Annotated in this window: 23 protein-coding genes; 14 read left to right on the top strand and 9 right to left on the bottom strand. The window is 66.0% G+C overall.

Annotation, left to right across the window (positions count from 1 at the left end):
- Nucleotides 1-64 precede the first annotated feature (64 nt).
- Nucleotides 65-1192 (bottom strand): hypothetical protein, encoded by a 1128-nt coding sequence (locus tag AB4Z47_RS20480; RefSeq protein WP_441952913.1) that lies wholly within the window; start codon nucleotides 1190-1192, stop codon nucleotides 65-67.
- 360 nt (nucleotides 1193-1552) lie between these two features.
- The gene (locus tag AB4Z47_RS20475; protein WP_441952912.1) at nucleotides 1553-2161 is read right to left on the bottom strand and encodes a CHAP domain-containing protein; all 609 of its coding nucleotides are present in this window, start codon (nucleotides 2159-2161) and stop codon (nucleotides 1553-1555) included.
- A gap of 200 nt (nucleotides 2162-2361) precedes the next feature.
- Between AB4Z47_RS20475 and AB4Z47_RS20470 the strand changes: the two genes are divergently transcribed.
- The 5 genes from AB4Z47_RS20470 to AB4Z47_RS20450 all read left to right on the top strand — a co-directional run bounded on the left by AB4Z47_RS20470 (nucleotide 2362) and on the right by AB4Z47_RS20450 (nucleotide 6651).
- Nucleotides 2362-3012, top strand: a complete 651-nt coding sequence (locus AB4Z47_RS20470) for an ABC transporter permease (RefSeq protein ID WP_441952956.1) — start codon at nucleotides 2362-2364, stop codon at nucleotides 3010-3012.
- On the top strand, nucleotides 3005-4204 hold the full coding sequence (locus AB4Z47_RS20465; protein WP_441952911.1) for an ABC transporter ATP-binding protein: 1200 nt from the start codon (nucleotides 3005-3007) through the stop codon (nucleotides 4202-4204). The genes AB4Z47_RS20470 and AB4Z47_RS20465 overlap by 8 nt, the downstream gene beginning before the upstream one ends.
- The gene (locus AB4Z47_RS20460; protein WP_441952910.1) at nucleotides 4201-4971 is read left to right on the top strand and encodes an ABC transporter permease; all 771 of its coding nucleotides are present in this window, start codon (nucleotides 4201-4203) and stop codon (nucleotides 4969-4971) included. Before AB4Z47_RS20465 ends, AB4Z47_RS20460 begins: the two co-directional genes overlap by 4 nt.
- Nucleotides 4968-5942: a glycine betaine ABC transporter substrate-binding protein gene (locus AB4Z47_RS20455; RefSeq protein WP_441952909.1), complete on the top strand. Its 975-nt coding sequence runs from the start codon at nucleotides 4968-4970 to the stop codon at nucleotides 5940-5942. Before AB4Z47_RS20460 ends, AB4Z47_RS20455 begins: the two co-directional genes overlap by 4 nt.
- Nucleotides 5943-6168: 226 nt before the next feature.
- A complete protein-coding gene (locus tag AB4Z47_RS20450) occupies nucleotides 6169-6651 on the top strand; it encodes a MarR family winged helix-turn-helix transcriptional regulator (RefSeq protein ID WP_441952908.1) in 483 nt (160 codons plus the stop codon).
- A 52-nt stretch (nucleotides 6652-6703) separates the two neighbouring features.
- Here AB4Z47_RS20450 and AB4Z47_RS20445 read toward each other — a convergent pair whose 3' ends face one another.
- The 3 genes from AB4Z47_RS20445 to AB4Z47_RS20435 all read right to left on the bottom strand — a co-directional run bounded on the left by AB4Z47_RS20445 (nucleotide 6704) and on the right by AB4Z47_RS20435 (nucleotide 9947).
- Nucleotides 6704-7258, bottom strand: a complete 555-nt coding sequence (locus AB4Z47_RS20445; RefSeq protein WP_441952907.1) for a hypothetical protein — start codon at nucleotides 7256-7258, stop codon at nucleotides 6704-6706.
- Nucleotides 7259-7611: 353 nt separating this feature from the next.
- Nucleotides 7612-8571 carry an alpha/beta hydrolase gene (locus AB4Z47_RS20440; protein ID WP_441952906.1) on the bottom strand — a complete coding sequence of 320 codons (960 nt, stop codon included), beginning with the start codon at nucleotides 8569-8571 and terminating at the stop codon, nucleotides 7612-7614.
- Entirely contained in the window at nucleotides 8568-9947 is a 1380-nt protein-coding gene (locus tag AB4Z47_RS20435; RefSeq protein WP_441952905.1) for a flavin-containing monooxygenase, read from the bottom strand. The genes AB4Z47_RS20440 and AB4Z47_RS20435 overlap by 4 nt, the downstream gene beginning before the upstream one ends.
- A gap of 134 nt (nucleotides 9948-10081) precedes the next feature.
- Here AB4Z47_RS20435 and AB4Z47_RS20430 point away from each other — a divergent pair, with 134 nt between their 5' ends.
- Together AB4Z47_RS20430 and AB4Z47_RS20425 are read left to right on the top strand one after the other, a co-directional pair.
- Nucleotides 10082-10720, top strand: a complete 639-nt coding sequence (locus AB4Z47_RS20430; protein ID WP_441952904.1) for a TetR/AcrR family transcriptional regulator — start codon at nucleotides 10082-10084, stop codon at nucleotides 10718-10720.
- 168 nt (nucleotides 10721-10888) lie between these two features.
- Nucleotides 10889-11149 carry a hypothetical protein gene (locus tag AB4Z47_RS20425; protein WP_441952903.1) on the top strand — a complete coding sequence of 87 codons (261 nt, stop codon included), beginning with the start codon at nucleotides 10889-10891 and terminating at the stop codon, nucleotides 11147-11149.
- Nucleotides 11150-11416: 267 nt separating this feature from the next.
- On the opposite strand, the gene AB4Z47_RS20420 is transcribed toward AB4Z47_RS20425, so the two are convergent.
- Both AB4Z47_RS20420 and AB4Z47_RS20415 read right to left on the bottom strand, forming a co-directional pair.
- Entirely contained in the window at nucleotides 11417-13177 is a 1761-nt protein-coding gene (locus tag AB4Z47_RS20420) for a hypothetical protein (RefSeq protein WP_441952902.1), read from the bottom strand.
- Between the two features lie 359 nt (nucleotides 13178-13536).
- On the bottom strand, nucleotides 13537-14487 hold the full coding sequence (locus tag AB4Z47_RS20415; RefSeq protein WP_441952901.1) for an alpha/beta fold hydrolase: 951 nt from the start codon (nucleotides 14485-14487) through the stop codon (nucleotides 13537-13539).
- A 456-nt stretch (nucleotides 14488-14943) separates the two neighbouring features.
- On the opposite strand from AB4Z47_RS20415, the gene AB4Z47_RS20410 reads away from it, so the two are divergent.
- Nucleotides 14944-15348: a hypothetical protein gene (locus AB4Z47_RS20410; protein WP_441952900.1), complete on the top strand. Its 405-nt coding sequence runs from the start codon at nucleotides 14944-14946 to the stop codon at nucleotides 15346-15348.
- Between the two features lie 420 nt (nucleotides 15349-15768).
- Complete coding sequence (locus tag AB4Z47_RS20405) at nucleotides 15769-17187, top strand: pentapeptide repeat-containing protein (RefSeq protein ID WP_441952899.1); 1419 nt, start codon at nucleotides 15769-15771, stop codon at nucleotides 17185-17187.
- A 147-nt stretch (nucleotides 17188-17334) separates the two neighbouring features.
- On the opposite strand, the gene sigJ is transcribed toward AB4Z47_RS20405, so the two are convergent.
- A complete protein-coding gene (gene sigJ, locus AB4Z47_RS20400; RefSeq protein ID WP_441952898.1) occupies nucleotides 17335-18225 on the bottom strand; it encodes an RNA polymerase sigma factor SigJ in 891 nt (296 codons plus the stop codon).
- A gap of 138 nt (nucleotides 18226-18363) precedes the next feature.
- On the opposite strand from sigJ, the gene AB4Z47_RS20395 reads away from it, so the two are divergent.
- The 4 genes from AB4Z47_RS20395 to AB4Z47_RS20380 all read left to right on the top strand — a co-directional run bounded on the left by AB4Z47_RS20395 (nucleotide 18364) and on the right by AB4Z47_RS20380 (nucleotide 21416).
- Complete coding sequence (locus tag AB4Z47_RS20395; protein WP_441952897.1) at nucleotides 18364-18951, top strand: NADPH-dependent FMN reductase; 588 nt, start codon at nucleotides 18364-18366, stop codon at nucleotides 18949-18951.
- Nucleotides 18952-18961: 10 nt separating this feature from the next.
- Complete coding sequence (locus AB4Z47_RS20390) at nucleotides 18962-19453, top strand: nuclear transport factor 2 family protein (protein ID WP_441952896.1); 492 nt, start codon at nucleotides 18962-18964, stop codon at nucleotides 19451-19453.
- Between the two features lie 375 nt (nucleotides 19454-19828).
- Complete coding sequence (locus AB4Z47_RS20385; RefSeq protein WP_441952895.1) at nucleotides 19829-20623, top strand: GntR family transcriptional regulator; 795 nt, start codon at nucleotides 19829-19831, stop codon at nucleotides 20621-20623.
- A 1-nt stretch (nucleotide 20624) separates the two neighbouring features.
- Nucleotides 20625-21416: a glycosyltransferase family 2 protein gene (locus AB4Z47_RS20380; RefSeq protein WP_441952894.1), complete on the top strand. Its 792-nt coding sequence runs from the start codon at nucleotides 20625-20627 to the stop codon at nucleotides 21414-21416.
- 51 nt (nucleotides 21417-21467) lie between these two features.
- On the opposite strand, the gene AB4Z47_RS20375 is transcribed toward AB4Z47_RS20380, so the two are convergent.
- Nucleotides 21468-22247 (bottom strand): NAD(P)H-dependent oxidoreductase, encoded by a 780-nt coding sequence (locus tag AB4Z47_RS20375; RefSeq protein WP_441952893.1) that lies wholly within the window; start codon nucleotides 22245-22247, stop codon nucleotides 21468-21470.
- Between the two features lie 138 nt (nucleotides 22248-22385).
- Here AB4Z47_RS20375 and AB4Z47_RS20370 point away from each other — a divergent pair, with 138 nt between their 5' ends.
- Nucleotides 22386-23234 carry a helix-turn-helix transcriptional regulator gene (locus tag AB4Z47_RS20370; protein ID WP_441952892.1) on the top strand — a complete coding sequence of 283 codons (849 nt, stop codon included), beginning with the start codon at nucleotides 22386-22388 and terminating at the stop codon, nucleotides 23232-23234.
- The last annotated feature ends 584 nt before the right edge of the window (nucleotides 23235-23818 follow it).

The following is a 23818-nucleotide window of genomic DNA, read 5'->3' as shown; positions in this document are numbered from 1 at the left end:
TTCACCATATTCACATTGGAACCGCTAGACCCACAGGACACACAGTTCACATTCGCCACAGCCGCTAGGCCACACCGTCGATACGCGCGGCGACATCGATGGTTCGGCCCGCAGGATCGGCGAGTTCCTTACCGACCACCCTGGCTACCTGCGCCACGACCTGCTTCTTGATACCCGCCAGCGCACCGAGGGCGGCCGCGCGCATGCCGTGCGCCGTGAACTCCATCCGAATGTCGACGAGGTCCGGCCGTGGCACGTCGATCACGAGCAGCAGCGGGTCGGCGGCCCGTGCGGTCAGCACCAGCGGCACCTCGACGTCGGCGCGGTAGTGGTTGGCCTTCAGCACGTCGACGGTGATGTCCAGACTCACCGGAAGCGTCAGATCGAACGCCACCAGTTCCGCCGATCGGTCCACCAGCCGCGGCACCCGGACGGATCCGCGGACCATCACCGTTGCGGCGTCGCGCGGGCCGGTCGACATCGGCCCGACCTCGATGGGCCGCCCCGCCAGCCGCTCCACCACCTCGAACACGCGGTCCCTCGTCACGACGCGCGAGAAAAACCGGTCGCCGAACTCGTCGTAGCCGATCCAGTCGAACTCGGCCTTGTCCCGATGCTGCGACCGGGTTCCGCCGACCATGGCTTCGACATCGAAGACCAGGCCGCGACGCGTATGCGGATCGGCAAGCATGGCGTTGACCCGGGACGCGACCTCGCGCTGCACCACGCCCGCGATCGGGTCGAGCAGCCACTCCCAGGCCGACTCCACTGCCTGGGCGCGCAGCACGAAGCTGATATCGCGCTGGGTGATCGGCGGAATATCGATGACGATGAGCAGCGGATCGGCAGTGTGGGCGTCCAGCGTCAGATCGATCTCGACCCTGGCCTCCAGCCGCAGCTTCTTGCCGCCGATCAGCACCTTCACTACGAGCGACACGGGAATGGTGACCTCGAACGTCAAGTGCGGTCCACTGTGCAGGACGACCGGTGCGCCCACCTTGCCCTCAGCGACGAAACCGGCGAGTCCGGCCGGACCGATCGAGACCGGACCGATCGCCATGCCACGGCCTGTCATGCCGGACACCGCGGCCTCGATTCGGGCAGCGGTCACGGCATGCCTGACGAAACGCTCGCCGAACTCGGCATAGTCGATCCAGGCCGGCTCACTACTCGATTCGTCGGTCGGCTGCATCAATAGTTCCGAAACCCCTCACCGTTCGATGGACAACCGACACGGTACGCGACAGATATGCGGCTGCCTCGCCTTCGCTCGGCCCGGCGCAGGCTGATGGCGGACAGAGCCCGACTGCGCCCGATATGCGGCTGCCTCGCCTTCGCTCGGCCCGGCGCAGGCTGATGGCGGACAGAGCCCGACTGCGCCCGATACGGCGTCGAATCCGGACGTGTCTCAGCTAGAGATCCCCGTCCTGCCGATGAGGGGGAGGCAGGGCGGGGACCGGCGACGGCGCTGCCGGGCGCCGCCGATTACATCGTAGGACTATCCGCCAGGCGGATTCACGCGCATATCGGGCCATCTGAGCAGCAACGGTCGTCACAGTCGCCCGAACCCGACCACACCGGGCACGTCGGTCAGCGTGAATCGGTGGATGCGGACGTCGCCGAATTCGTTGCCGCCGATCGTTGTCACCTCGCCGACGTCAGCCCGCAACACGATGTTCGTGTGCTGGCCGAACGGACTGGATTCCCGGTACAGCAGCACGTCACCGGTGCGCGGGCGGTAGCCGGACCCGATCGGGGCGAACCGGCCCTCGCCTTCGTAGTACTCCTGCAGCGTGTCCACGCCGGGGATCCGCCATGCGCCCGAGTTGGGATTGACCAGCGGCGTGCCCGCCTCGCGCATCACCCAGCTGACGAAGTCAGCGCACCACGCCTCGTCGATCCCCTCGGCATATTTCGTGCCCGCGCCCGGACTGCCGAACTCGCGCTCGGCCACCGCGACAATGCTGGCCTGTTTCGGATCGAGCGCCGCGCGATCGAGGGCCGGGAACTCGGTGCGGCGCTCGCCGGCAATGGCCTGGCCGTTCGATCGTTCCTCCCACCAGCGAACGCCTGCGATCCCGGAGACGGCGAAAGCGAACAGCACCAGGCCGAGCACGATCCACCGACCTGTTCGGCGCAAGCCGAGCTGCTCTCGAGTCATCGCTACTTCCCAATTCGTTCTCGCGGCGCCGACTTTCGGGCCTTATGGAGTTCGACGATAGAACGGAGTCAATGGTTCCTCGCCAGACCGAATGGTTTCGATCACCGAGCTGCGGGGCAACCATTACGAGCCGGGATCCCATCCGGCCGCGCGGAATCGCGTCAGTCTCCGAGGAAACCAGGCGATGGGGAGGTCCGGCCCTGGACACGCTGTGGACATTCGTCGTACACCGACGACACCAGTTGCTCGTCGACTCCTACCTGCACGTCTCGGCGGTGGTGCAATCGGTCCTGCTGGCCACGGCCGTGTCGGTGCTGATCGGAATTCTGGTGTACCGCAGCCCGCTCGGTTCCTCGATAGCGACCGCGGTGGCCAGCGCGGTGCTCACCGTTCCGTCGTTCGCACTGCTCGGCCTGCTGATCCCGGTCCTCGGTCTCGGCGTCGCACCGACAATCAGCGCACTCGTGGTCTACGCGTTGCTCCCGATCATGCGCAACACCATCCTCGGACTGGCCTCGGTGGATCCCGCCGTCACCGACGCGGCACGCGGCGTCGGGATGAATCGGCTCCGCATGCTCACCAGCATCGAGCTTCCGCTCGCCTGGCCCGCGATCCTGGCCGGAATGCGGGTGAGCACGCAGATGATCATGGGCATCCTCGCGATCGCCGCGTACGCCAAGGGCCCTGGTCTCGGCAACCTGATCTTCTCCGGACTCGCACGGCTCGGCAGCCCGAACGCCGTGCCGCAGGCCCTGGTCGGCACGATCCTCATCGTCGTGCTCGCACTCGTTCTCGACGGGATCTACGTCCTGGTCGGACGGCTCACCACCTCGAGGGGAATTCGTGACTGACACCGAAACTCACACCGACACTGCCGCATCGGCTGTGTCCGGCGTCGAGATCGTGCTCGACTCGGTCACCAAACACTATCCTGGCCAACGAGACCCCGCCGTGGACAGCGTCTCGCTGACCATCCCGGCGGGTGAGATCGTGGTCCTGGTCGGGCCGTCCGGCTGCGGCAAGACGACCACCATGCGGATGATCAACCGGCTGATCGAGCCCACCTCGGGCACCATCACGATCGGCGGACGCGACGCATCCTCGATGAATCCCGACCGGCTGCGGCGTGGCATCGGCTATTCGATTCAGCAAGCCGGGCTCTTCCCACACCTGACCGTGGCGAAGAACGTGGCGACCGTTCCCGGCCTGATCGGCTGGGACCGCAAGCGAATCGGAGCACGGGTCGACGAAATGCTCGAGCTGGTCGGCCTCGACCCGGACACCTACCGCGGCCGCTACCCGCGCCAGCTGTCCGGCGGCCAACAGCAGCGCGTCGGGGTAGCGCGGGCGCTGGCGGCCGACCCGCCCGTGCTGCTGATGGACGAGCCGTTCGGCGCTGTCGACCCGATCACCCGGGGTCTGCTGCAGGACGAGTTGCTGCGCCTCCAAAGCGAACTGGGGAAGACCATCGTGTTCGTGACCCACGATTTTACCGAGGCGGTCAAGCTCGGCGATCGAATCGCGGTGCTGGGCAACCAGTCCCGGATTCTGCAATACGACACACCTGCCGCGATCCTGGCTGATCCCGCCGGGGAGACGGTCGCCGGTTTCGTCGGCGCGGACGCCTCGCTCAAGCAGCTCACGCTGACCCGCGTCCGGGATGTCGAACTCGGCCAGTGCCCCACCGCCGCCGAGCAAGACCCGGCCGACGATCTGCGCAACATGCTCGCCAACCGGGACTGGCCGTGGGCGCTGGTGCTCGACGGCCACCACCGCCCGCAGCGTTGGGTGTCGGCCGAGCAGCTGACACACGCGAACTCGTTGCGCGACATCGGATCACCGATCGGCACGACGTTGTCGCTGAAGTCGACCCTGCAGGACGCTCTCGAAGCGCTGCTCGCCGAACAGACCGCGACCGCGGTGGTCACCGGAACGCGCGGCGAATACGTCGGGCTGATCACGATCGACACCCTCGTCGCACACCTGTCAGCCCTGCGCGCGGAACACGGAGCGGACCGCGTCGCAACGGACGGCACATCATGACGGCCACCACCGCCACGACGTCACCCGCCGCCCAGCGCCGGGCCGAGCGTATCCGGTTGTTCGTCCAGCCCGTGCTCGTTCTCGTGCTCGCCGCGGGCGTGCTGGTGTGGGCGTTCGCACGCGACCTCACCACCACACAGCAGGCCAGCCTCAACGCCGCCAATGTCGCGACCGTCACGTGGCAGCACGTATTGATCACCGCGACGGTGGTGCTGATCGTCATCGCGGTGGCGGTCCCGCTCGGCACGCTGCTCACGAGGCCCGGGTTTCGCCGTCTCGGACCGTTCTTCGTCGGCATCGCCAATATCGGCGCGGCCGCGCCCGCTATCGGCCTGATCGTGCTGTGCTACCTCGCCACCCGCACGACCGGCTTCTGGATCGGCGTCGCGCCGATCGCGTTCTATTCACTGCTTCCGGTGCTGCGCAACACGATCTTGGGCTACGACCAGGTGGACCGGACACTGATCGATGCGGGGCGCGGGCAGGGGATGTCGGCGGCCACGGTGCTGCGTCGCATCGAATTCCCGCTTGCCGTGCCCTACATTCTGGCTGGATTGCGCACCTCGCTGGTGCTGGCGGTCGGCACCGCGACACTGTCGTTCCTGGTGAGCGCGGGTGGTCTCGGCATCCTGATCGATACCGGCTACAAGCTGCGCGACAACGTCACCCTGGTGGTCGGGGCCGTGCTCGCGGTATCGCTGGCGCTGCTGGTCGACTGGCTCGGCGCGCTCGCCGAAGAGTTTCTCGGGCCGAGGGGGCTGAGATGAGCCGGGTCTGGCGCACCGTCGCGCTCGCGCTCGGCCTGGCGCTGGTCGGCGCCTGCGGGCTGCAATCCGGCGGTGTGGTGCCGCTGCGGGTCGGCCCAGGCAGTATCGAGCCGGTGCCCGAACTCGAGGGCGTGCGCGTCATCGTCGGTTCCAAGGACTTCACCGAGCAGAACATCCTCGGGTATCTCATCGAGTTCGCCATGTCGGCGGCGGGCGCGGACGTGCGCGACCTGACGAACATCCAAGGTTCCAACAGCATGCGGGACGCCCAGCTGCACGGGCAGATCGACGTCGCCTACGACTACACCGGCACCGGCTGGGTCAACTATCTCGGCAACGAGACGCCGGTACCGGACGAGGTCGGCCAGTTCGAGACGGTCCGCGACGCCGACCTCGCCGCGCACGGCATGGTGTGGGCAGACATGGCGCCGATGAACAACACCTACGCGCTGGCCATGAGCTCCCGGACCGCGCAGGAGACCGGGGTGCGCACACTGTCGGACTACGCCAGGCTGGTCGACTCCGACCCAGCCACGGCCGCCATCTGCGTGGGCACCGAATTCAACGTCCGGCAGGACGGTTTCCCCGGCCTGACCCGCAAGTACGAGATCGACCCAGGCAAGGTGCGCAAGCAGATCGTCCAGGACGCTGTGGTCTACCAGGCCACCGCCGACGGAAAGCAGTGCCGCTTCGGTTCCGTCGCCGCCACCGACGGCCGCATATCCGCGTTGAATCTCGTTCTGCTGCAAGATGATCGCCGCTTCTTCCCGAAGTACAACGCGGCGCTGGTGATTCGCAAGGAGTTCGCCGACGCACATCCCCGGGTAGCCACCGTCATGGCGCCGATCTCCCAGCGCCTCACCAACGAAGCCATCACCGAACTCAACCGGCAGGTCGACGTCGACGGGCGCGAGCCCGCCGAGGTGGCGCGGGACTGGATGGTCGCCCAGGGATTCGTCACCGCGCGCTGAGTCGACGCGTCCTCAGATACCGTGGCCAGGCACGCGGAATCGCCGCCCAGGAGACGCGGCCCCCGCCCGGGTTCGCGACCTGGGCAGCGCACACAGACGCGTAAACCGCGCGGTCGGACCGATCGCGGCCGATGCCGCTGCCATCGCGATGAGGATGTGTACGTGACATATGGCGTGTATCCCGCACAATTTGATATCGACGTGATGCACGCGACATAGTGTCGCCATGTCCGATTCCGGTCTCGCCGACAGCACAGCGCTCACTCGCCTGGCCTTCGAGCTGTCGCTACTGGCCAGGCACTTCCCCGCCGCCCTGCCGCGCCGCCCCGGCTTCCAGCTGGACCGATCGGCCTATCTGATCCTGACCCGGCTCGAGCTCGACGCCCCGCTGAGCCTGCGCGAGCTGTCCGAGGCGTTTCAGCTCGACATCTCGACAATCAACCGCCAGGTCGGGGCAATGCTCAAACAAGGACTGGTCGACCGGGTGCCCGACCCCGACGGCGGCATCGCCCGCAAGATCCGCGCCAGCGCCAAGGGCCTGGAACTGCTGGCCGCGGATCGAGCACAGAGCCGCCAGGGCATCGGCTCGGTTGTGGCCGACTGGGCCGACGCCGACGTCGATCAATTGAGCAGGCTCATCGCGCGATTCAACCAATCAGTCGAGCACATTGAAGACAACCCCTGGCCGCGGCCGCCGGACCTGCGCTGACACTTCGGCCGTTGGCTCCACACCCGTCCGGCCTCCCAAGCGCTGGTGCGACTCAGGCGGTGGACCGTACTCGGTAAAGTTTGACCCGCAACCACGACGGCGCCAAGCCGCAGGCCAGAAGGAGAACAGCCACGACGGCGGCGGTCGCGACCGTCACGGGTGTAATCGCCTCAGTCCCTTCCTCGGTGAACGTCACCCAGGGGTACATGGCCACCCAGACCATCGCGAGCATGCCAACCAGTTGTGCGAGCAGAACGGCCACCGCCGTCCGTGCTCGCATCCCCTGCAGTGTGGCCGCCGGCGCGCTACCCGCGAACACCGCGCGCACCCGACGCCAGCCCGACCAATTCAGCAGCAGCGCGACGATGTCGAAACCCAACGAGACAAGCGCGATCACCATCGGCGCGGGCGGAGCGAGCAAGGACGGGTCAGGCATCACCGGGTTGCCGGTAGTGGCCAAGCCGACGGCCAGCACCACCCCGACCAACGCCGCCCCGAGCCAGAACACCGACCAGCGCAGCTTGGACTGCGCGAGAGAGAGGGTCGCTCGACGTTGCTCGGGTGACCACGCCTCGTACCAGCCGGGTGCACCAACGGGAATCGTCATGAGCTCCCTCTCGTCCCAGGGACCGGTGCAGTCAGAGTATCGAAAATCGTTGTGCGACGGATGAATCAGACCTACCCGCCACACTCTGTGCCGCGACCGGCGACATGTCGACGGCCCCGATTTCACCTGGTTTGCGCTGATCACCGTGGAGATGGCCGATTCGCACCCTTCCCAGCGCTGGGTTGATCGACCCCAGCGCTCGAGCGAGTTCACCGATAGGCACGACCTCTTACGGCCTATCCGCGACCGCGTCGACGTCGACGTCGATCATCCACCCCTCGACCACCAAGGTGTGCACTGTGGGCCAGCCCGATGCCCACCGCACCCATCCACCGACGGCCAGAACCGGGCGGTCATGCCGACCCCCCTACTACTCGAACCGCGTTCTCCGCCGCCGCACCGTCGAGCAGTTTTCGCCGAAGGAAATGCAGTTGGTGCTCAACGACCGGTTCGAAGAATTCTCTACCGGCGAAAACGTCGAAATGGTCGCAGGGATAGTGACGGACCTCGGCACGCGCCTTGAACGCCGCTTTCGCCGCCGCCTGCGGTGGCGCCGCTCGATCGAAATCGGCGATCTGGACCAGCACCGGTGCGCCGATACGGTCCACCCGCCGGTCGGCGCGGTAACTGCCGAGTTCGACGCCGACGGAAGCATCGACCTCGTTGCGCCAGGACGGACCAGCCAGCGAGAGATAGCTCTCGTAGTAACCGTCGGCCGTCAGCGCGGCCTGCTCACCCGGCAGGCCGATCAGTGGGGTCATGGTCCGAGGTCGGCCCACCCGACCGGCGAGCGCACTGCGCACACTCGCGACCGTCGACCTCGCGACCGCACCCACACCGACCTGCGTCAGCGCGTACCGCCCAGCCACCAAGCCGTTGACCAGCGGGACAACGGCGATGACCGCGCACACATCCGTACGGTCGGCGGCGACCATCATGGCGTGCCCCCCGGATAGCGAAATACCCCACAAAACAATGCGATTCGGGTCGACCCCTGGCTGCCGCGCGGCCGCTGCGACAGCGGCTCGATAGTCCTCGACCTGCCCGGACATCGACACCTTCTGCCGCACCTCTCCCGCCGAGGTGCCGAATCCGCGGTAGTCGAAGGCGAAGACGGCCAGACCGGCATCGGAGAAGCGTTGAGCGAAGGGCTCGAGACCGGAATCCTTTGTGCCGCCGAAACCGTGGGCCATGACTACCACGGGTCGGCCCGTCGACCGCTCGAACCGGCTCACCGATTGGTCGGTGAAATACCATGCGTCACAATTGGTCCCGTTCGAATCGAAGCTCAACTGCCGATAGCTCGTATTCACTGCCGAACCCCCGTATTCACGTCGAGCGCTTCAGCCACCCGCGCCCACTCCGGTGGACCTTGGGTGCGGGCACGGTGCGCCCCGGCCGGTATCTCACGCACCCGCATGTCGTGTTCATAGAGGAAGTAGTCGACCTGTTGGGTGTGCCGAGGCCGATCCAGCATGTGCCCGGTGTAGCGCTGCTGGTCGGCGACTATGACGCGGTGCATCTCGTCCGGTGCCGGCAACCGGTACCGGCCGACGGCGTAGGCGCCGATCAGGCGGGCTTGACATTCCACGAACGGGAACAGGGTCGGCGTCGCCTGGGCGAAGCCGGCGAAGACCAGATCGTCGATCCCGGGCGCGAACATCCGCTTATACAGGTCGATTCGGTTGTTCGGGGCGCTGATGAAGTCCGGGTCGAAGAACGGGAAGCTGATGTTGTATCCGGTGGCGTAGATGATGACGTCGAAGTCGTCGGAGGTCCCGTCTGCGAAGTGCACGGTTTCCCCGTCCAGCCGGGCAATATCGGGCTTGGGGATCACGTCGCCCGAGCCGAGCCGTAGCGGAAGTTCCACCGATTGCGTCGGATGCGCCTCGAAAAACTTGTGATTGGGCGTGGGTAGTCCGTACATCTCCGGCCGTCCCGCGGTGAGTGGCTGACCCCATTGCGCGATCTTGCGCTGCCAGGAGAACGGAATGTAGGGACTGGTGCGGTAGTACTTGTCGGCCGGGCGGCCCGCGATGTACTTCGGCACGATCCAGGCGCCGGACCGGGTCGATAGCGTCAGCTTGGTACCGAGCGCCTTCGACGAGAGTTCGACCGCGATATCGGCGGCACTGTTACCGAGTCCCACCACGAGGATTCGCTGGTCGGTGAAGTCCAGCGGAGTCCGCGGATCGATGTAGTGGTGCGCGTGGAGCGTCTCGCCGGTGAACTCACCCGGGAAGTCGGGATAGCGCGGGTCCCAGTGGTGGCCGTTGGCAACCACCAGCAGGTCGAAGCGCCGGACCTCGCCGCGCTCGGTCTCGAGTTCCCACCCACCGCGGGGAAGGCGACGGGCCTGCTCGACACTGTTCTCGAATTCGATGGCCCTCGTGAGATCGAACGCCGAGCAGTAGTCGTCGAGGTACTGCTTTATCTGTGTATGGTGCGGGAAGTCCGGATAGTCCGCTGGCATCGGGAAGTCCCGGAAAGACAACTGATGCTTGGAGGTGTCGATGTGCAGCGAGCGGTAGGCGCTGCTGCGCCCATTCGGGTTTCCGAATGCCCAGTTGCCGCCGACCCGGTCGGACGATTCGAAGCACACATATGGCACGCCGTAGTCGTTGAGCATCTTGCCCGCGGTCAAACCGCTGATGCCGGCCCCGATGACCGCGGTCCGCGGTTGATACATCCTCAATCCCTTCGCGCCGGTGTAGACAGATTGCACATTCTGTCTACGAATAGTCAGATTCTCAGATCTGTCCACTATTTGCTACGGTTTTCGCAAAACCCGGTGGTTCCGACGCTCTACCGAAAGCGAGGCGCGTGACCGAGGCACCGACGGCCACAGTGGTGGATCGACTACTCGACGCCGCCCAGAAGCTACTGGCCGGCAAGGGAATCCGCGCCACCACCGTCGTCGAGGTCGCCGAGGAGGCGGGCGTCTCACGCGCATGGCTGTACCGGCATTTCCCGGACAAGGTGTCACTGCTCGGTGCGGCGATCGTGCGGCTGACCGACACGTTCTGGAGCGACGCGAGGGCCGAACTCGACACCATCGGCACGTTCGCCGAGCAAGTCGCCGCAGGCGTCCGCATCGGGCGCGGCGCCTACGACGACCCCGGCGCGCTGCTCATGCGGCTGCGCATCTCCGAACCGGAGGAGTTCGCGGCGTGCGCGGGCGCCGGTGTCTCCGGCCTCGTGCCCGATCTCGCCGCCTTCTGGCGACCCTACGTCGAAGCCGCGGCGGCCCGCGGCGAGATCCACCCCGGCCATGACCTCGCCGAGGCCTCCGAGTGGGTGGCTCGGTTCCTGATCAGCCTCGGCACGGTGCCTGGCGAGACGATCGACCCCGACGACACCGCGGCAGTCCTGCGCTACGTGCGGCGTTACGTTCTACCTGCGCTGCAGGCAAACCCGACGCTGCCAGACAATCCGTCGACCGACCGACCTGAGACCGGATAACGGACCGAATCGCCGTCGGTTCGGATGGCAACCGCCACGCAATGGCTGCCCGTTCCCACCGCATCAGCAACAATGGCTATCCGGCCTGCCCCTCGATGATCACCAGTGGGATGTCGGGGCTGGTTTTCGCCTCGTAGGAATCATAGAGCGGGAAGATCGATGTCATCCGTGGCCACAGTGGAAATGACCGGCGATCCCGCCCGGGTGCGGCTCGGTCTCTTCCTCCATCGCCTCGAATACCGTGTCGACCCACTGTCTTTGTCGCTGCCTGTCGATGCCGTCGAACTCGACGCCGACCACGACGATGCACCCGGGATCGACGAATCCTCGCGCATATTGCTGCGATACAGCCGATACTCGGTCGGCTCGACGCCGGTGACGCCAGCGACGTACTTCCGGTCCGCACGGGCACTCGACCATTGCGTGTAGGTCAGTACGGTCGTGTCATCGGTGCTGACGAAGGCGCTGATCGAGATCAGCCCGCTCGGCCACGGGACACGTTCCAACTCGGCGAACTTCTCCGCCAACGCATCCGGGTGGCGTGCGGATGATTCGGTGATCAGGACGTCGAGACCGTTGTTCGCCGGCCGGCGGGCGAGGCCAGGTTCCCGAGCGACGTCCGACTTCGGGACCTCGCGCACTGCCCTCGGCTGCGGGCAGGTCGGGTGACCGTCCGAAGCAGCCTTGCCGCCTCGTTCACACGCGGCGCGCAGTGCTTCCGCGCATGAGGTTGGTGAGCCAGACAGGAGAGACCGCGGAGGGCGTGGCAGGCTCGTCATCCGTGATCGGGACATGGTTGTCGCCGACGTAGTCCACGTGGTGCGCGGCGAGCCGCCCGTGGTCGCTTCCCTGCTCAGGCAATTCGTGATCGGCGATCGGATGCGCGGGTTCGGGCTCGTCGGCCGGGTGCTGCGCGGGCGCGGCGGGGGTGGGGTCTCCGGTTTCGCGCCCGATCGGTGAGGTGTCTTCGGCCGCGATCGGTGCGGCCTGCTCCGCACGCGGCACGCGATCGGTTTCGCTCGCGGTCAGTGCGCGTTCGTCGGCCGCGCGCGTCGGCTCTCGCACGGCGCGCGCGATCGGCTCGGGGTGCAGCTCTGCTGTCTCCGCGCGCACGACATGCTCGTCTTCTGCCGCTGAGGAAGCAGGCGCACTGCGTTCGTGCTCTACAGAATCGGAGCGCTCCGCCGGATGCACGATCGGCGCCGGCGGCGCCTGCCCACTGATCTGTATATGGGCGAGCGTCTGGCGTAACGCCGCCTCCAAACGCGCATCCAGCTGAGCCTCACCCGCATCGGCGACAGACGCTTCCCGACCGCTCGGGCTCGCCCCGGGAACCGGCTCGGCCGCTGAGGTCGGCGTTGTGGCCAGCACCAGCTCGGTGATCATCTGCTCGGACATCGCGGCAGCGGGATCGGCGGTGGGGTGCTCCGCGGTGGCAGCTGGAGTGCTCCGTTCGCGCCCGACAGCATCGGCGGGCTGCCGCACCAGAAGCGCCTGTTCCGCGGAGACCTCCGTAGCGTCGGCGGGGTGCTCTGCAGCACCAGCGGCGTGCTCCGTAGCGCGGCGAGCGGTCGTGGGCTGCGGGGTGAGGATACTCGGCAGGATCTGGTTCCCGGCGCCGCCGACCTGTGTGAGCGCCGCGAGCCGGGCCTGGAGGTCTTCATGGTCGGGCACGGCAGCAGTCGCCTGCTCGATCGCGCGTCCGTATCGCTCGGCGACGAGCCGGTGGGTGACGAGCGCGACGCCGATCATGATCGGCGCGATCGCGTGGATCCCGATACCGGTCACGTCGCCTATCTTGATGTAGGGGAAGGTATTCAGCGCGATGCTCGCTGTCAGCAGAACGCCCTCGACGGTGTAGATCTGCCATAGTCTGTCGATCACACCCCACTCGGCGGTATCGCCGGTGGACAGCATCAGCGCGACAAGTACCGCGCTGATCAAGGCTTCCAGGCCGTAGGACAACCACCACATCGGGTTGGTCATGCCGCCGGTCGGCGCGATGTTCTGCTGCACGGTGACCGCGGAGAACAGCATCGAAAACGCCACGACACCGGCGAGCAGGCCCAGCACACGCGGTTTACGCTGGTGCAGACGGGCCACTTTCGCGTGCGGACTGCTGCTGCGTCGCTGCTCCCCGATCGCCTCAGCGGCGCGCAGTAGGTCCGCGGCTTCGCGTTCGGCCAAGGCGGCCGCCGTGCGGCGCACTCGCTCCGCGGCATCAGCGGCCGCCTGGATACGTGCCCGGTGCTCGTAGCGTTCGTGGTCACGCACGAGCTCGGCCAACTCGCGGGAGGCGGCGAGCTCACGCTCCGACAACGCTTCCAGCAGCGCCGGATCGTCCTGGTGCGCCAACCGCTCATGCGCGATCTGCACCCGGTCCGGCAGCGCGCCGGCCACCAAATCGTCCACCGGCGGCGCCGCGGCGGACGCGAGGGTCGTGAAACGACGGATCATCAGCAAGAACCTTTCCGATGATGGAGTGTTCCAGACTCAGCGAGCCAGAACGACATCCGGCCGTCGACGTCTATCCATCGAGCGCAACGACCCACCTCAGCCGCGACCGAGGATGCCGCTCAATTAGAACAGCGCCGCCGGGGAAGAGCACGCCGACCGCGAATCCGGCGGCGATGACAACAGAAGCTGTTGGCGACGGAGCGGACCGGATCCCCTTCCCGGTCGCGGTGGTGTCGATCGAACCGGCAGGGCTATGCGGTGTTATGCGGTGTAGTGGGAGGCTCGCGCGTCGATATCTACCGTTCCATGTGGCCAGGCTCACACCGACCTCGACGATTGCGCACAAGTGTCAGAGCGGACTACGCGACGAGTGCGAGGGAAGTGTCCTCGCCGGTACCGCTTGCTCGTGTCACCAGGCGAGCGATGGCCTCGGCAACCTGACTCGGCTGCTCGAGTATCACCGAGTGACCGGCGCCTTCGACCATCACGAAATCCGCGTACTCGACGGCGGCGGCCATCGCAACGGATTGTGATGGGGGCGTCATCAGGTCGGCGGAGCCGCACAGCACCAACGTCGGGATCTTCGAGAGAACAGCAAGCGCGTCGGTTTGGTCATAGACCATGAAGGCACTCAAGAAGCTCGCCATCGTCACGATCGGCGTCTCGTTGTGCATCGCGTTGGCCAGGGCGAGCACGCGAGCGCTGACCTTGCGGTCGCCGAATTCGGCGGTATGGACGATTGGGGCGAAGACCTTGCAGGCCACGAGCTTTGCGTGGTGCATAACACCCGGAGCACGTCGGACGGCAGCCTGGAATACCGAAACGACCGGGTTGCGCAGGAGGCGGCCGAAGCCGGTGTCGGCGAGCCCGCTCGCGGCGGTCGCGATGAGTGCGACGCCGACGATGCGAGTGCCGATCTCGTGCGGGTTCTGGCTGGCGTAGGTCAGCGCGGTCATGCCGCCCATCGAGTGGCCGACGAGGACGACCGGTCCGGTGGGTGCGACAGCGTCGAGAACATCGCGCAGGTCGTAGCCGAGCTGCTCGAGGTTGTAGGTTTGCCGGGACGCTGCGGAGGAGTCGCCGTGGCCGCGGTGGTCATAGCAGACAACCCGGGCGCCGTCGTAGCGGCGCAGCAGCGCGTCGCGGACGTAGATCCAGGACTCGGTGCGCAGGCAGTGTCCGTGCAAGAGCACGACGGTGAGGTCGGCATTTAGTGGGCCGTATTCGCGAACCGCAAGTGCCACACCGTCTTCGGTCGAGACCGTGGCACGACGTTCTGCCGAGGTGACGGTGGTGCTGGAGATCGACATCGGAGGCTCCGGTTCGCTGGCGGTGACTTGTCCAACTATCCGCCGTATTCGTCGCCGGTATCAGGCCCCCGAGTGCTGAGGTCGGCTCCCCAAGGGGTGAGCAAAACACCACCAAGGGTGAGACCTGTCTGCCGATGTCGCACACGACCGCATGACACGTTCGAGTCCTCTCGCGCGACAGTTGCGACCACTGACATGACAGGATTCGGACGAAGATGGAATCACATTCGGGCGGTGCGAGTGGGCTGCGGTCGTCTGAAACTTCCACGTGCAGCCAGGGAAAATGGGGAAATCTCACAACAGCGTGAACCATCGTGTGGTGCAGAGCGTGACTCTTGGTAAGCCCTCACCAGTAGGGATTCGGCGTAGACGTTGGTTTGTAGCGTCGAGCGTCGTTCGAAGATCTTGTGCTACCCGCGTAGCGCGAGACTGCACGTCAAGAGGAAGAGGTCTCTCATGATCAATGTCAAGAAGGCAGTTGCTTTGTGCGCGAGCGTAATCGGAATCACTGCCGGGTTGACGGTATTCCTCCCCGCGACCGCGTCCGCGGCAACCTACGGTGGGCAGTGCGGCAAGGGATATGAGGTGATCGATTCGCACGCCCTCGACGGCGCCACCGCGTTCCTCACCTACAACGGTAAGACGAATTGCGTTGTCACCGTCCGGAACCAGCCAGGGCAACCCGTGCGGATGGGCGCCGGGCTGCGGCCGTCACGGGATCATAGCGACGTGGTCATCGACGACGCCAAATACACCGAGTTCGCGGGTCCGGTGAAAGTCGAGGCAAAGGGCGAATGCATCGACTGGGGCGGCCTCATCGGTAACGACAAGTGGCAGGTATTCAAAGTGCACTGCGGCTGAATGGCGTACTCACGCGCCGGATCGGGCTGAGCTACGAGGTGGGCAGCTGGTCTCGCTGTTTCGCGAGGCCATGACCTGCCGCCCACGGCACGCGAGCGAATTCCGACGCTCACTCGTTCGCCCAGCGAATACTCCCCCTGCGCCCGGCGAAAGCGCAAGGGGGAGTATTCCAAGCTCAGAACCTCTGTAGAACAGCGACTCTGATCTCCGACCAGGAGCACGGCACCAATACGCCCCATTCCGAACGATAGGCTGCTACTCCCCGGTAGAAGGTATCCCGCTCCGAGACACCGACAGCGCGGCAGCAATGGACGCGGGCGTCCCTCGGCCAGCGGCGAGAAATCGGTCGAGTCCGGCGTCCACAGTGGCGAACCTTCGGAGTTCTGTGCGGGACGCGTCGGCATCGATCACAATCGAGCGATGCCGAGGAGGGTGAGAGCTGTCGGCGCGAAAGCGCGCAAGACAACGACCGCGCTGCGTGCGCGGATAGGTAAGAGCAACAAGACAATCAGCCGACGCGCGGGACGGCTCGGACTGTTCCCGGCCGTCGGCTCGGCGCTCGGCGCCGGCCTGGCTGTCGCCGTCGCAGCCTACGGGTTCCTGCACCGGATCGTGCCCGCTAGCGAAGCAGAGGCCGCGCCGATCGATATCACCCGTGTCTCGTTGACCATCGTTGCCGGGATCGGCGGAGTCGTCGCGCTGGTGATCGCCTACCGCCGCCAGCGTGACATCGAGCAGAGCAGGTTCGTAAGACGCTTCGGTGCCGCGGCCGGCCAGCTCGGGGCGACCGATGTCGCGGTCCGGATCGCCGGGGTGTACGCGATGGCCGGTGCCGCCGACGAATGCGACGGCCTGCGCCGCCAGCAATGCATCGACGTCCTTTGCGGCTATCTACGCCTGCCCTACGACCCCGGCCATGGCAGCAGCGGCCGCACCAAACTCGTGACCACCATCCCCGATGTTGACGGCGGCGAAACCGAAGAGCACATCGAGTACCGGCAGAACGACCGCGAAGTCCGTCGAACCATTGTCCGCGTCATCGCCGATCGTCTGCAGCCTGAGGTCGAATACTGCTGGTCGACAAGCAATTTCGACTTTCGCGGCGCTCAATTGGAGGAGACCACCTTCACCGCCGCTACCTTTTCCGGCCTCACCTGGTTCGACCAGGCAACATTCAACGACACTGCGGGGTTCGACAAAGCGACGTTCAACGGACCCGTCGGGTTCGACGGGGCAACGTTCAACGGCCCCGCCGCATTCGATGACGCGGCCTTCAACGGCCGCGCTCGGTTCAGCGAGATCACGTTCAACGACAGCGCCGCGTTCCAAGGAACCACATTCAATGGCGACGCTGGATTCTACCGGGCGACGTTCAACGGCCACGCCGGGTTCGAAGGAGCGACGTTCAACGATGCCGGGTTCTACCGGGCGACGTTCAACGGCCACGCCCGATTCGACAACGCGACTTTCAATGGCGACATCGTATTCCGCGGGGCGACATTCAACGGCCGCGCCGAGTTCCAAGAGGCGACGTTCAACGACGTCGCTGGGTTCGGCAAGGCGACGTTCAACGGCCACGCCGGGTTCCAAGAAGTGACGTTCAACGGCGACGCGCGGTTCGCCGAGGCGACGTTCAACGGCCCCACTGGGTTCAGCAGAGTGACGTTCACCAGTCCGGCCACTTTCGCGAACACCGACTTCGGTTCCGAGCGCGTCGTTTTCGACGGCCCCCTACGGTGGGGCCCACCTGCACCGGAATTCGACTGGGATCAGAACGTCGCGGAGAGGCCGGCGAATGTCGAGCCGCAGAACTGGCCACCTGCCCCAGTATCAGCATGAAGTCGCCCACAGCTGAGCCCTGTCCGGCACCCGGATGAGTTCTGCCGGTCCACGAGCTGGTGGGGCACCTCGCGCTATTCTTCCCTGCGCGGCACACTGGATCACCGGATTCACCGCGATGCGTAAGGCTCGCGCGATCACCGCAATTCAGCCTGCTTTCCAAGGCCGTAGTTTCTCCGGGTTGCGGATTGCCCAGATGCGAGTGATCCGACCGTCGGCGATGTCGAAGGCGTAGACCGACACGATGGTGTCGGCGAGCTGTGCCACCAGGCCGGGTTGGCCGTTTACCGTGCGCTCGACCAGCGTCACCTCGGGGGCTCGGGCGGCGATTTCGATCCAGGCGCGGGCAATCTGCTCGCCGCCGGTGATCGGGTGGCGGAAAGCCGGAGCAAGGCCGCCGCTGTCGGCGGTCGCGGTCGCCTTCGGATCGAGCAGACCGATCAGCGCCTCGATATTTCCTGTCTCCCAGGCCAGTTTGAAGTCCCTGACCACGTCGGCCCGCTGGGTGCGCGACGGACCCTGCGATGTGCGGATGCGGCGGCGGGCAGAGGAGGCGAGCTGGCGGCAGGCCGCAGGGGTACGCCCGACTACGTCGGCGATCTCGGCGAAGGAGTAGCGGAAGACGTCGTGCAGGACGAATGCCACCCGCTCGGCCGGCGTCATGGAATCCAGCACGACGAGGAAGGCCATACTGATCGACTCGTCGAGGGTGACCCGATCGGCGGGATCGGCGGGGGCGGGACCACCGAGCCATTCGGAACGGTCGGGTACCGGCTCCGGAATCCATTCGCCCACGTAGCGTTCCCGCCTGGCTCGCGCCGAGCCGAGCAGATCGAAGCAGATGCGGCCCGCGACCGTCGTCAGCCAAGCGCCGGGCGCCGCCACATCCTGCCGCTGCCGCTCGGATAGCGCGTACCAGCGCGCGTAGGTCTCCTGCACCACATCCTCGGCTTCGGCCAGCGAGCCGAGCAGCCGGTAGGCGAGATTGATCAGCTGCCGGCGTTCGCTGACCATCGAGCGCAGTTGCGGGTCGGTCATGATGTTCGACTCCTTCGATCGATGAGACACCTCACTTGATTGACGAAACAGCGACCCGAACTGTGAGACGGCCTGACATTCCGGCCGGCTGCGTCGTCGGAAGGTCGTGACACTTTCAGCAGAGCAGGAGTCCCGGACATGATCAGAATCGGCATCATCCTCGGCAGTACCCGACCCAACCGCAACGGCCCGCAGGTCGCCCGGTGGGTTCTGGACACGGCATCACGTCGCGGCGACGCCGAGTTCGAACTGATCGACCTGCGCGACCACCCGCTACCGCACCTCGACGAGCCGGTGGCGCCGATGCACGGCCCGTCGGTGCATGCGCACACCCGCGCCTGGGCCGAGCGGATCGCCCCGTTCGACGGCTTCGTGGTGGTGACCCCGGAGTACAACGGCGGCGCCCCCGGGGTGCTGAAGAACGCCATCGACCACCTGTGCGCGGAATGGACCGACAAGGCGGTCGGATTCGTCTCCTACGGCGCGGGCGGCGGCGCCCGCGCGGTGGTGCAGCTACGGATGGTCTGCAGCACGCTGGGTATGGCCGACGTGAGCCGTCAGGTGGAGATCTCAGTGCTCACCGATTTCGAGAACTACACCGTCTTCCAACCCGGCGACCGCCACGCCACAGCCCTGAACACGCTGCTGGAGCAGGTTGTCGCATGGAGCACCGCACTCGCGCCGCTGCGGCAGGCCGGCGCCGAAATCACTCTCATCAATTCCTGAGGAGCCAATCATGCTGACACCACATGACTTTCGTTCACTCGCCGACCGTGTCGAGATCGAAGCGCTCGGCGGTGAATTCACCGACGCGGTGATGATGCGCGACTTCGACCGCCTGGCATCACTGTTCACCGACGACGCCGTACTACGCATCCCCGACGCAGGTATCGAACTCGCCGGCCGCACCGAATTCCAGACCAAAATGCGGCTGATGCAGGACGCCTGGGACTATTTCGTTCAGCACACCCATCCCGGCGCGATCGAAATCGACGGCGACGCCGCCACCGGCCGCGCCCACATCTGTGAACTCGGGCGGTTGAAAAGCGGCAGTTCGCATGTGAACTACGCGATCTACCACGATCGCTACCGGCGAACAGCCGACGGCTGGAAGTTCACCGAACGGGTCTACGAGATCCGATACCTCGACAACTCGCCGCTGGCGGGCTCGCCGCCGGGAGAGAACGGACTGGGTGTGGACGTATCCGCTGTGCAGCTACACGGGTGATCGTGCGCTGCCCACGGGGCCGCGCAACCACAAGCAGCCCCGTGAGCAGCATCGCGTCCCGCCAGCCGCGTCGGCGGTAACTCGACCCGGTCTCCCCTCCGCGGCGACCTCCGGCCTTCCAGATGAGCCGGAAGCCCCGAGGACCCGGCAGCGCGACCGATCACAATCGCTACGCATGTGCCGGACTCGGGGCTTCTTTCCGAGCCCGACAGCCATTCGCGGCACGCTGTGGTTCGCGAGTCAACGCACTGCTCGACCCGTCCTCAGCATGTTCTCTATAGGACTGTCCCAAGTAGAACAGGAAGACATGCCCACGTGATATCAAGCCCTGATAAGGACTTATGCTGAGAGGGGCACGCGAGGATAGGCGGCCAAATGCCGGCGAAGTACGAGCTGATCGCAGATCAGCTGAGAGAGCACATTCAACGCGGAGAGCTACAACCCGGAGACCGCGTGCCCGGAGAGGCCGCGCTGACCGAGCAATTCAAAGTGAGCGTCCCAACCGTTCGGCAGGCATTGGCGGTACTACGGCATGAGGGTCTCATCGAAGCGCGGCATGGTGTCGGCACGTACGTCAGAACGCCACGCGTCAAGGTCCGCCGGACCGATGAGCGGTACCAGTGGGAGAAGAACCGAGTCCGTGAGCCGGAGTCAGTTCGCAGGTCAACGGGCGCGACGGAGCACGACACAGGGTTCTCGATGCCGGATCTCGTGTTCAGTGCGCGCTACACGACCATTGAAGCTAGCGACGATCTCGCGGACGCATTTGCTGTACCGCCAGGTACCACGCTGCTTCAGCGCACATATCGAACCCGGCACCGCTCCGAGGACTTGCCGTTCAGCCTCATCCATTCGTACCTTGTCTACGAGATAGTAGAGGCGAACCCGGATTTGCTCGACGACTCCCATGAGCCGTGGCCCGGCGGCACACAGCACCAGCTCGCCACAATCGGCATTGAACTTGCGTCCATCACCGAGGAGGTAGAGGCGCGCGCACCAACTGCCGCCGAGGCTCGGGAGCTCGGAATCCCATCGGAGGGTGTCGCGGTATTCGACCTGCGTAAGCTCTCGATCGATACGACAGGCAGAGTCGTGGAAGTGGCGGACGTTATTCTGCCGGGAGACCGCACGCAGCTGGTCTTCACGAAGAACCTCGCACGTTGGAGCTGACATGGACCGGACCATCTCCGTGATCACACCGGTTTACCGGCCGGTCCCAGAGCACCTGAAAGCCGCGTGCGAGTCTGTCCTGACACAGGATCTCCCGCCGGGCTGGCGACTGGAGTGGGTGATTCAGGAAGACGGTGACACCGGCATCGCCAGGGAAATACTGGGACAGCTCGACGACCGAATCTTCTTCCACACCGGCCGAAAGGGAGGCGTCGCGCTCACTCGAAATCTGGCGCTGGCCAACTCCCGCGGAGAGCTGATCAAGAACCTCGACGCGGACGACATCCTCACGCCGAACGTTCTGATCCGCGATATTCGAAACCTCGCGTCACCCGAAATCGGATGGACGACTTCACGTCTACTCGACCTCATGCCAGATGGCTCAACTGTGGGATTCGACCACGATCCACCGCACGGCAAGCTGAACCCGGGCGTCGTTTTGGATCACTGGCGTGCGCACAACTTCCGCCTACCCGTCCATCCGACAACCGTATGTATCCGTCGACCACTCGTGACAGCCGTCGGAGGGTGGATGGGCGTCCCAGGGTCGGACGACACAGGAATGTTGATCGCCGCAAGCATTCTCTCGACCGGATTCTTCGATGCAGAGGTCGGACTCCTCTATCGAAAGTGGCCCGGCCAGGAGACAGCCAAGACGGATCACAACCGCGCCGAGGAGTGGCAGGCCCGTATGAGCCTCATCGACGAGCGCGCGAATGCGATGGCAGCCCTTCAGCTGACGTGGCACCCGGAGCGGCTAGCCGCTCACGCGGGACAAGCAGCCGATGCGTGACACCCTGGCGCGAGTAGTCAGGTTCGCAACTTCTCGCTACAACGTCGGCGGTCAGCCGCGCACGTGCAGCCCGAAACCCGTGCGGCCGGCGGCCTCCAGTCCCTCCTTCAGGTGCAGCGAGGGGATCTCGTAGTCACCGAAGTTCTGCCGCCGGAACGCGATCGGCTCGGTCGACTCCAGGGTGAGCAGGCGCTGCTCCCAGGCCTTGGCGACGTCCGGGTAGTCCTCGCCGGTCATCCGGTCGGTGCCGTACAACACAAACGGCGGCAGCACCTCGATGCCCGGGTAGTAGAGGATGCCGTGGTGGATCGGGAACAGCAGATCGTCGATGGGGCCGTTGATTCCGCGAGCGGCGTAATGCGCCTGGGGGCCACCGGCGGTCACCGACAGGAGAGCCTTCCTGCCCGCGAGGGTGCCTTCGCCGAAGCGCTCGCCGTACCTGGTGTCGCTGTGCTCGCCGACGCCGTACGCGAAGTGGTAGGTGAACACCCGGTCCACCCAGCCTTTGAGGATCGCGGGCATCGTGTACCACCACAGCGGGAACTGGAAGATGATCGTATCGGCCCACAGCAGCTTCTCCTGCTCGGCGAGGACGTCCGGGGTGAGCGTCCCGGCGTCGAAGGCCCGGCCCGAGTCCAGAACGACCTTCAGCGGACTCGAGGCGTCGGGGCCGTAGTCTGCGGCGTCCACGACCGCCTTCCAGTGCATCGCGTACAGATCGCTCACCTGTACCTCGTGCCCGGCAGTTTCCAATGTGGACACCGCGAGGTCCTTCAGCGAGCTGTTGAGCGACTTCGGCTCCGGGTGGGCGTAGACGATCAGCGTCTTCATCAGAACTCCTTCGGATCAGGTGCCTTCGATCCTGGGCGCCGCAGTGCCCGGCGTTCAGGGGCGCCTCTTCCATCGGACCGGACTTCCTGGTAACGGCAGGACCACCTTCACCGGCACCACCGAGCCCATACTGGGGACATGGACGATCTTGCGGGCTTCCTGCGGACCCGGCGTTCCCGGGTCGACCCGGCGGCCGTCGGCATCCCCACCGACAGGCACCGCCGGGTCGAAGGGCTGCGCCGCGAAGAGGTCGCGCACCTGTCCGGAGTCAGTGTCGACTACTACGTACGCCTGGAGCAGGGCCGCGCGACCCAGCCCTCCGAGCAGGTCCTCGATGCGCTCGCCCGCGTCCTGGGCCTCGACGAGACCGAACGCGGGCACCTCTACCGGCTCGCCCGCCAGCGCCGCCGCCGCGCGAAGACGCCGGGCGGGCGGGTCCGACCGGAGCTGCTGCGTGTCCTCGACCTGGTCGCCGACGCACCCGCGCTGATCATGGACCACCGCCTGGACGTGCTCGCCGGGAACCGCCTCGCCGGGCTCCTCTACGGCGCGGCGATGCCGGGCCTGAACACCGCCCGGCACATCTTCCTCGAGGAGGCCGAGCGCGGACTTTACGCGGACTGGGAGAACTGCACCCTCGACGTGGTCGGGCACCTGCGTCTGGCCGCCGGCAAATACCCCGAGGATCCCCGCCTGGCCTCGCTCATCGGCGAGCTGGCGATGGGCAGCGAGCGGTTCCGCCGCCTCTGGGCCCGTGCGGACGTGCGCGCCCGCACACATGGACGCAAGGCGTACCGGCACCCGCTGGTCGGACTGCTGGAACTGCACCAGGAGAACTTCGCACTACCGGACGAATCAGGCATGGAGCTGCTGGTGCTGTCCGCGGCCCCCGGCAGCCCCACCGAGGACGGGCTGCGCCTGCTCGCGGGCCTGGGCGCGGATAGCGGGGACACGCATCCCACGATGAACGCTCAGGTCCGCGAGTAACTCGACGACGCCCACCCACCGTCGGGAAAGCCGCACAGTGCCGCTCGGGACGTCGGCAGTGCGCGCTCATGCCGATGTGCGAGCGGTCGTAGCTCACCTGATAGCTATGCCGAGGCACGGGCTTGATGCGGTACTTTCCGTGGGAACTGCGCGGGCAGCTGGACTATACGGCGGTGTGTTCGGAAGGTTGTGCAGCACGTTATCGCCGGCTGTGGAAGGCCCGATTGCTCCCGCGCAAGCCTGCGGCGTGGAGTTCCGAAGCCGAATAACCTCTGCTCGAGGAAATCGGGACAACAGCGGCAGTCGAATATCCGCTTGCCGATGATCGGGACTTCTGGGCTTCGCTTGTCAGCATCCGCTGCGAACATGGACAGTGGGTCATCGCCGAAGGTGGAGTCAGCATGGCCGGGCTCGATCGTGAGCCCTACTTCGGTGTCTGGAAGCCGCCGATCTTCTGCTCGAGCAGTTCGGCCAGCCGCAGCGGGGTGCGGTCCTCGAACATCGGACCGATGAGCTGCACTCCCACCGGCAGACCCTCGGGGGAGCGGCCAGTAGGTATCGCGGTGGCGGGCAGGCCGGGCATG

Source organism: Nocardia sp. 2TAF39 (assembly GCF_052114905.1).
GTDB lineage: Bacteria > Actinomycetota > Actinomycetes > Mycobacteriales > Mycobacteriaceae > Nocardia.
The sequence above is the reverse complement of the archived record's forward strand: the minus strand, read 5'-3'. Positions and strand labels throughout refer to the sequence as shown.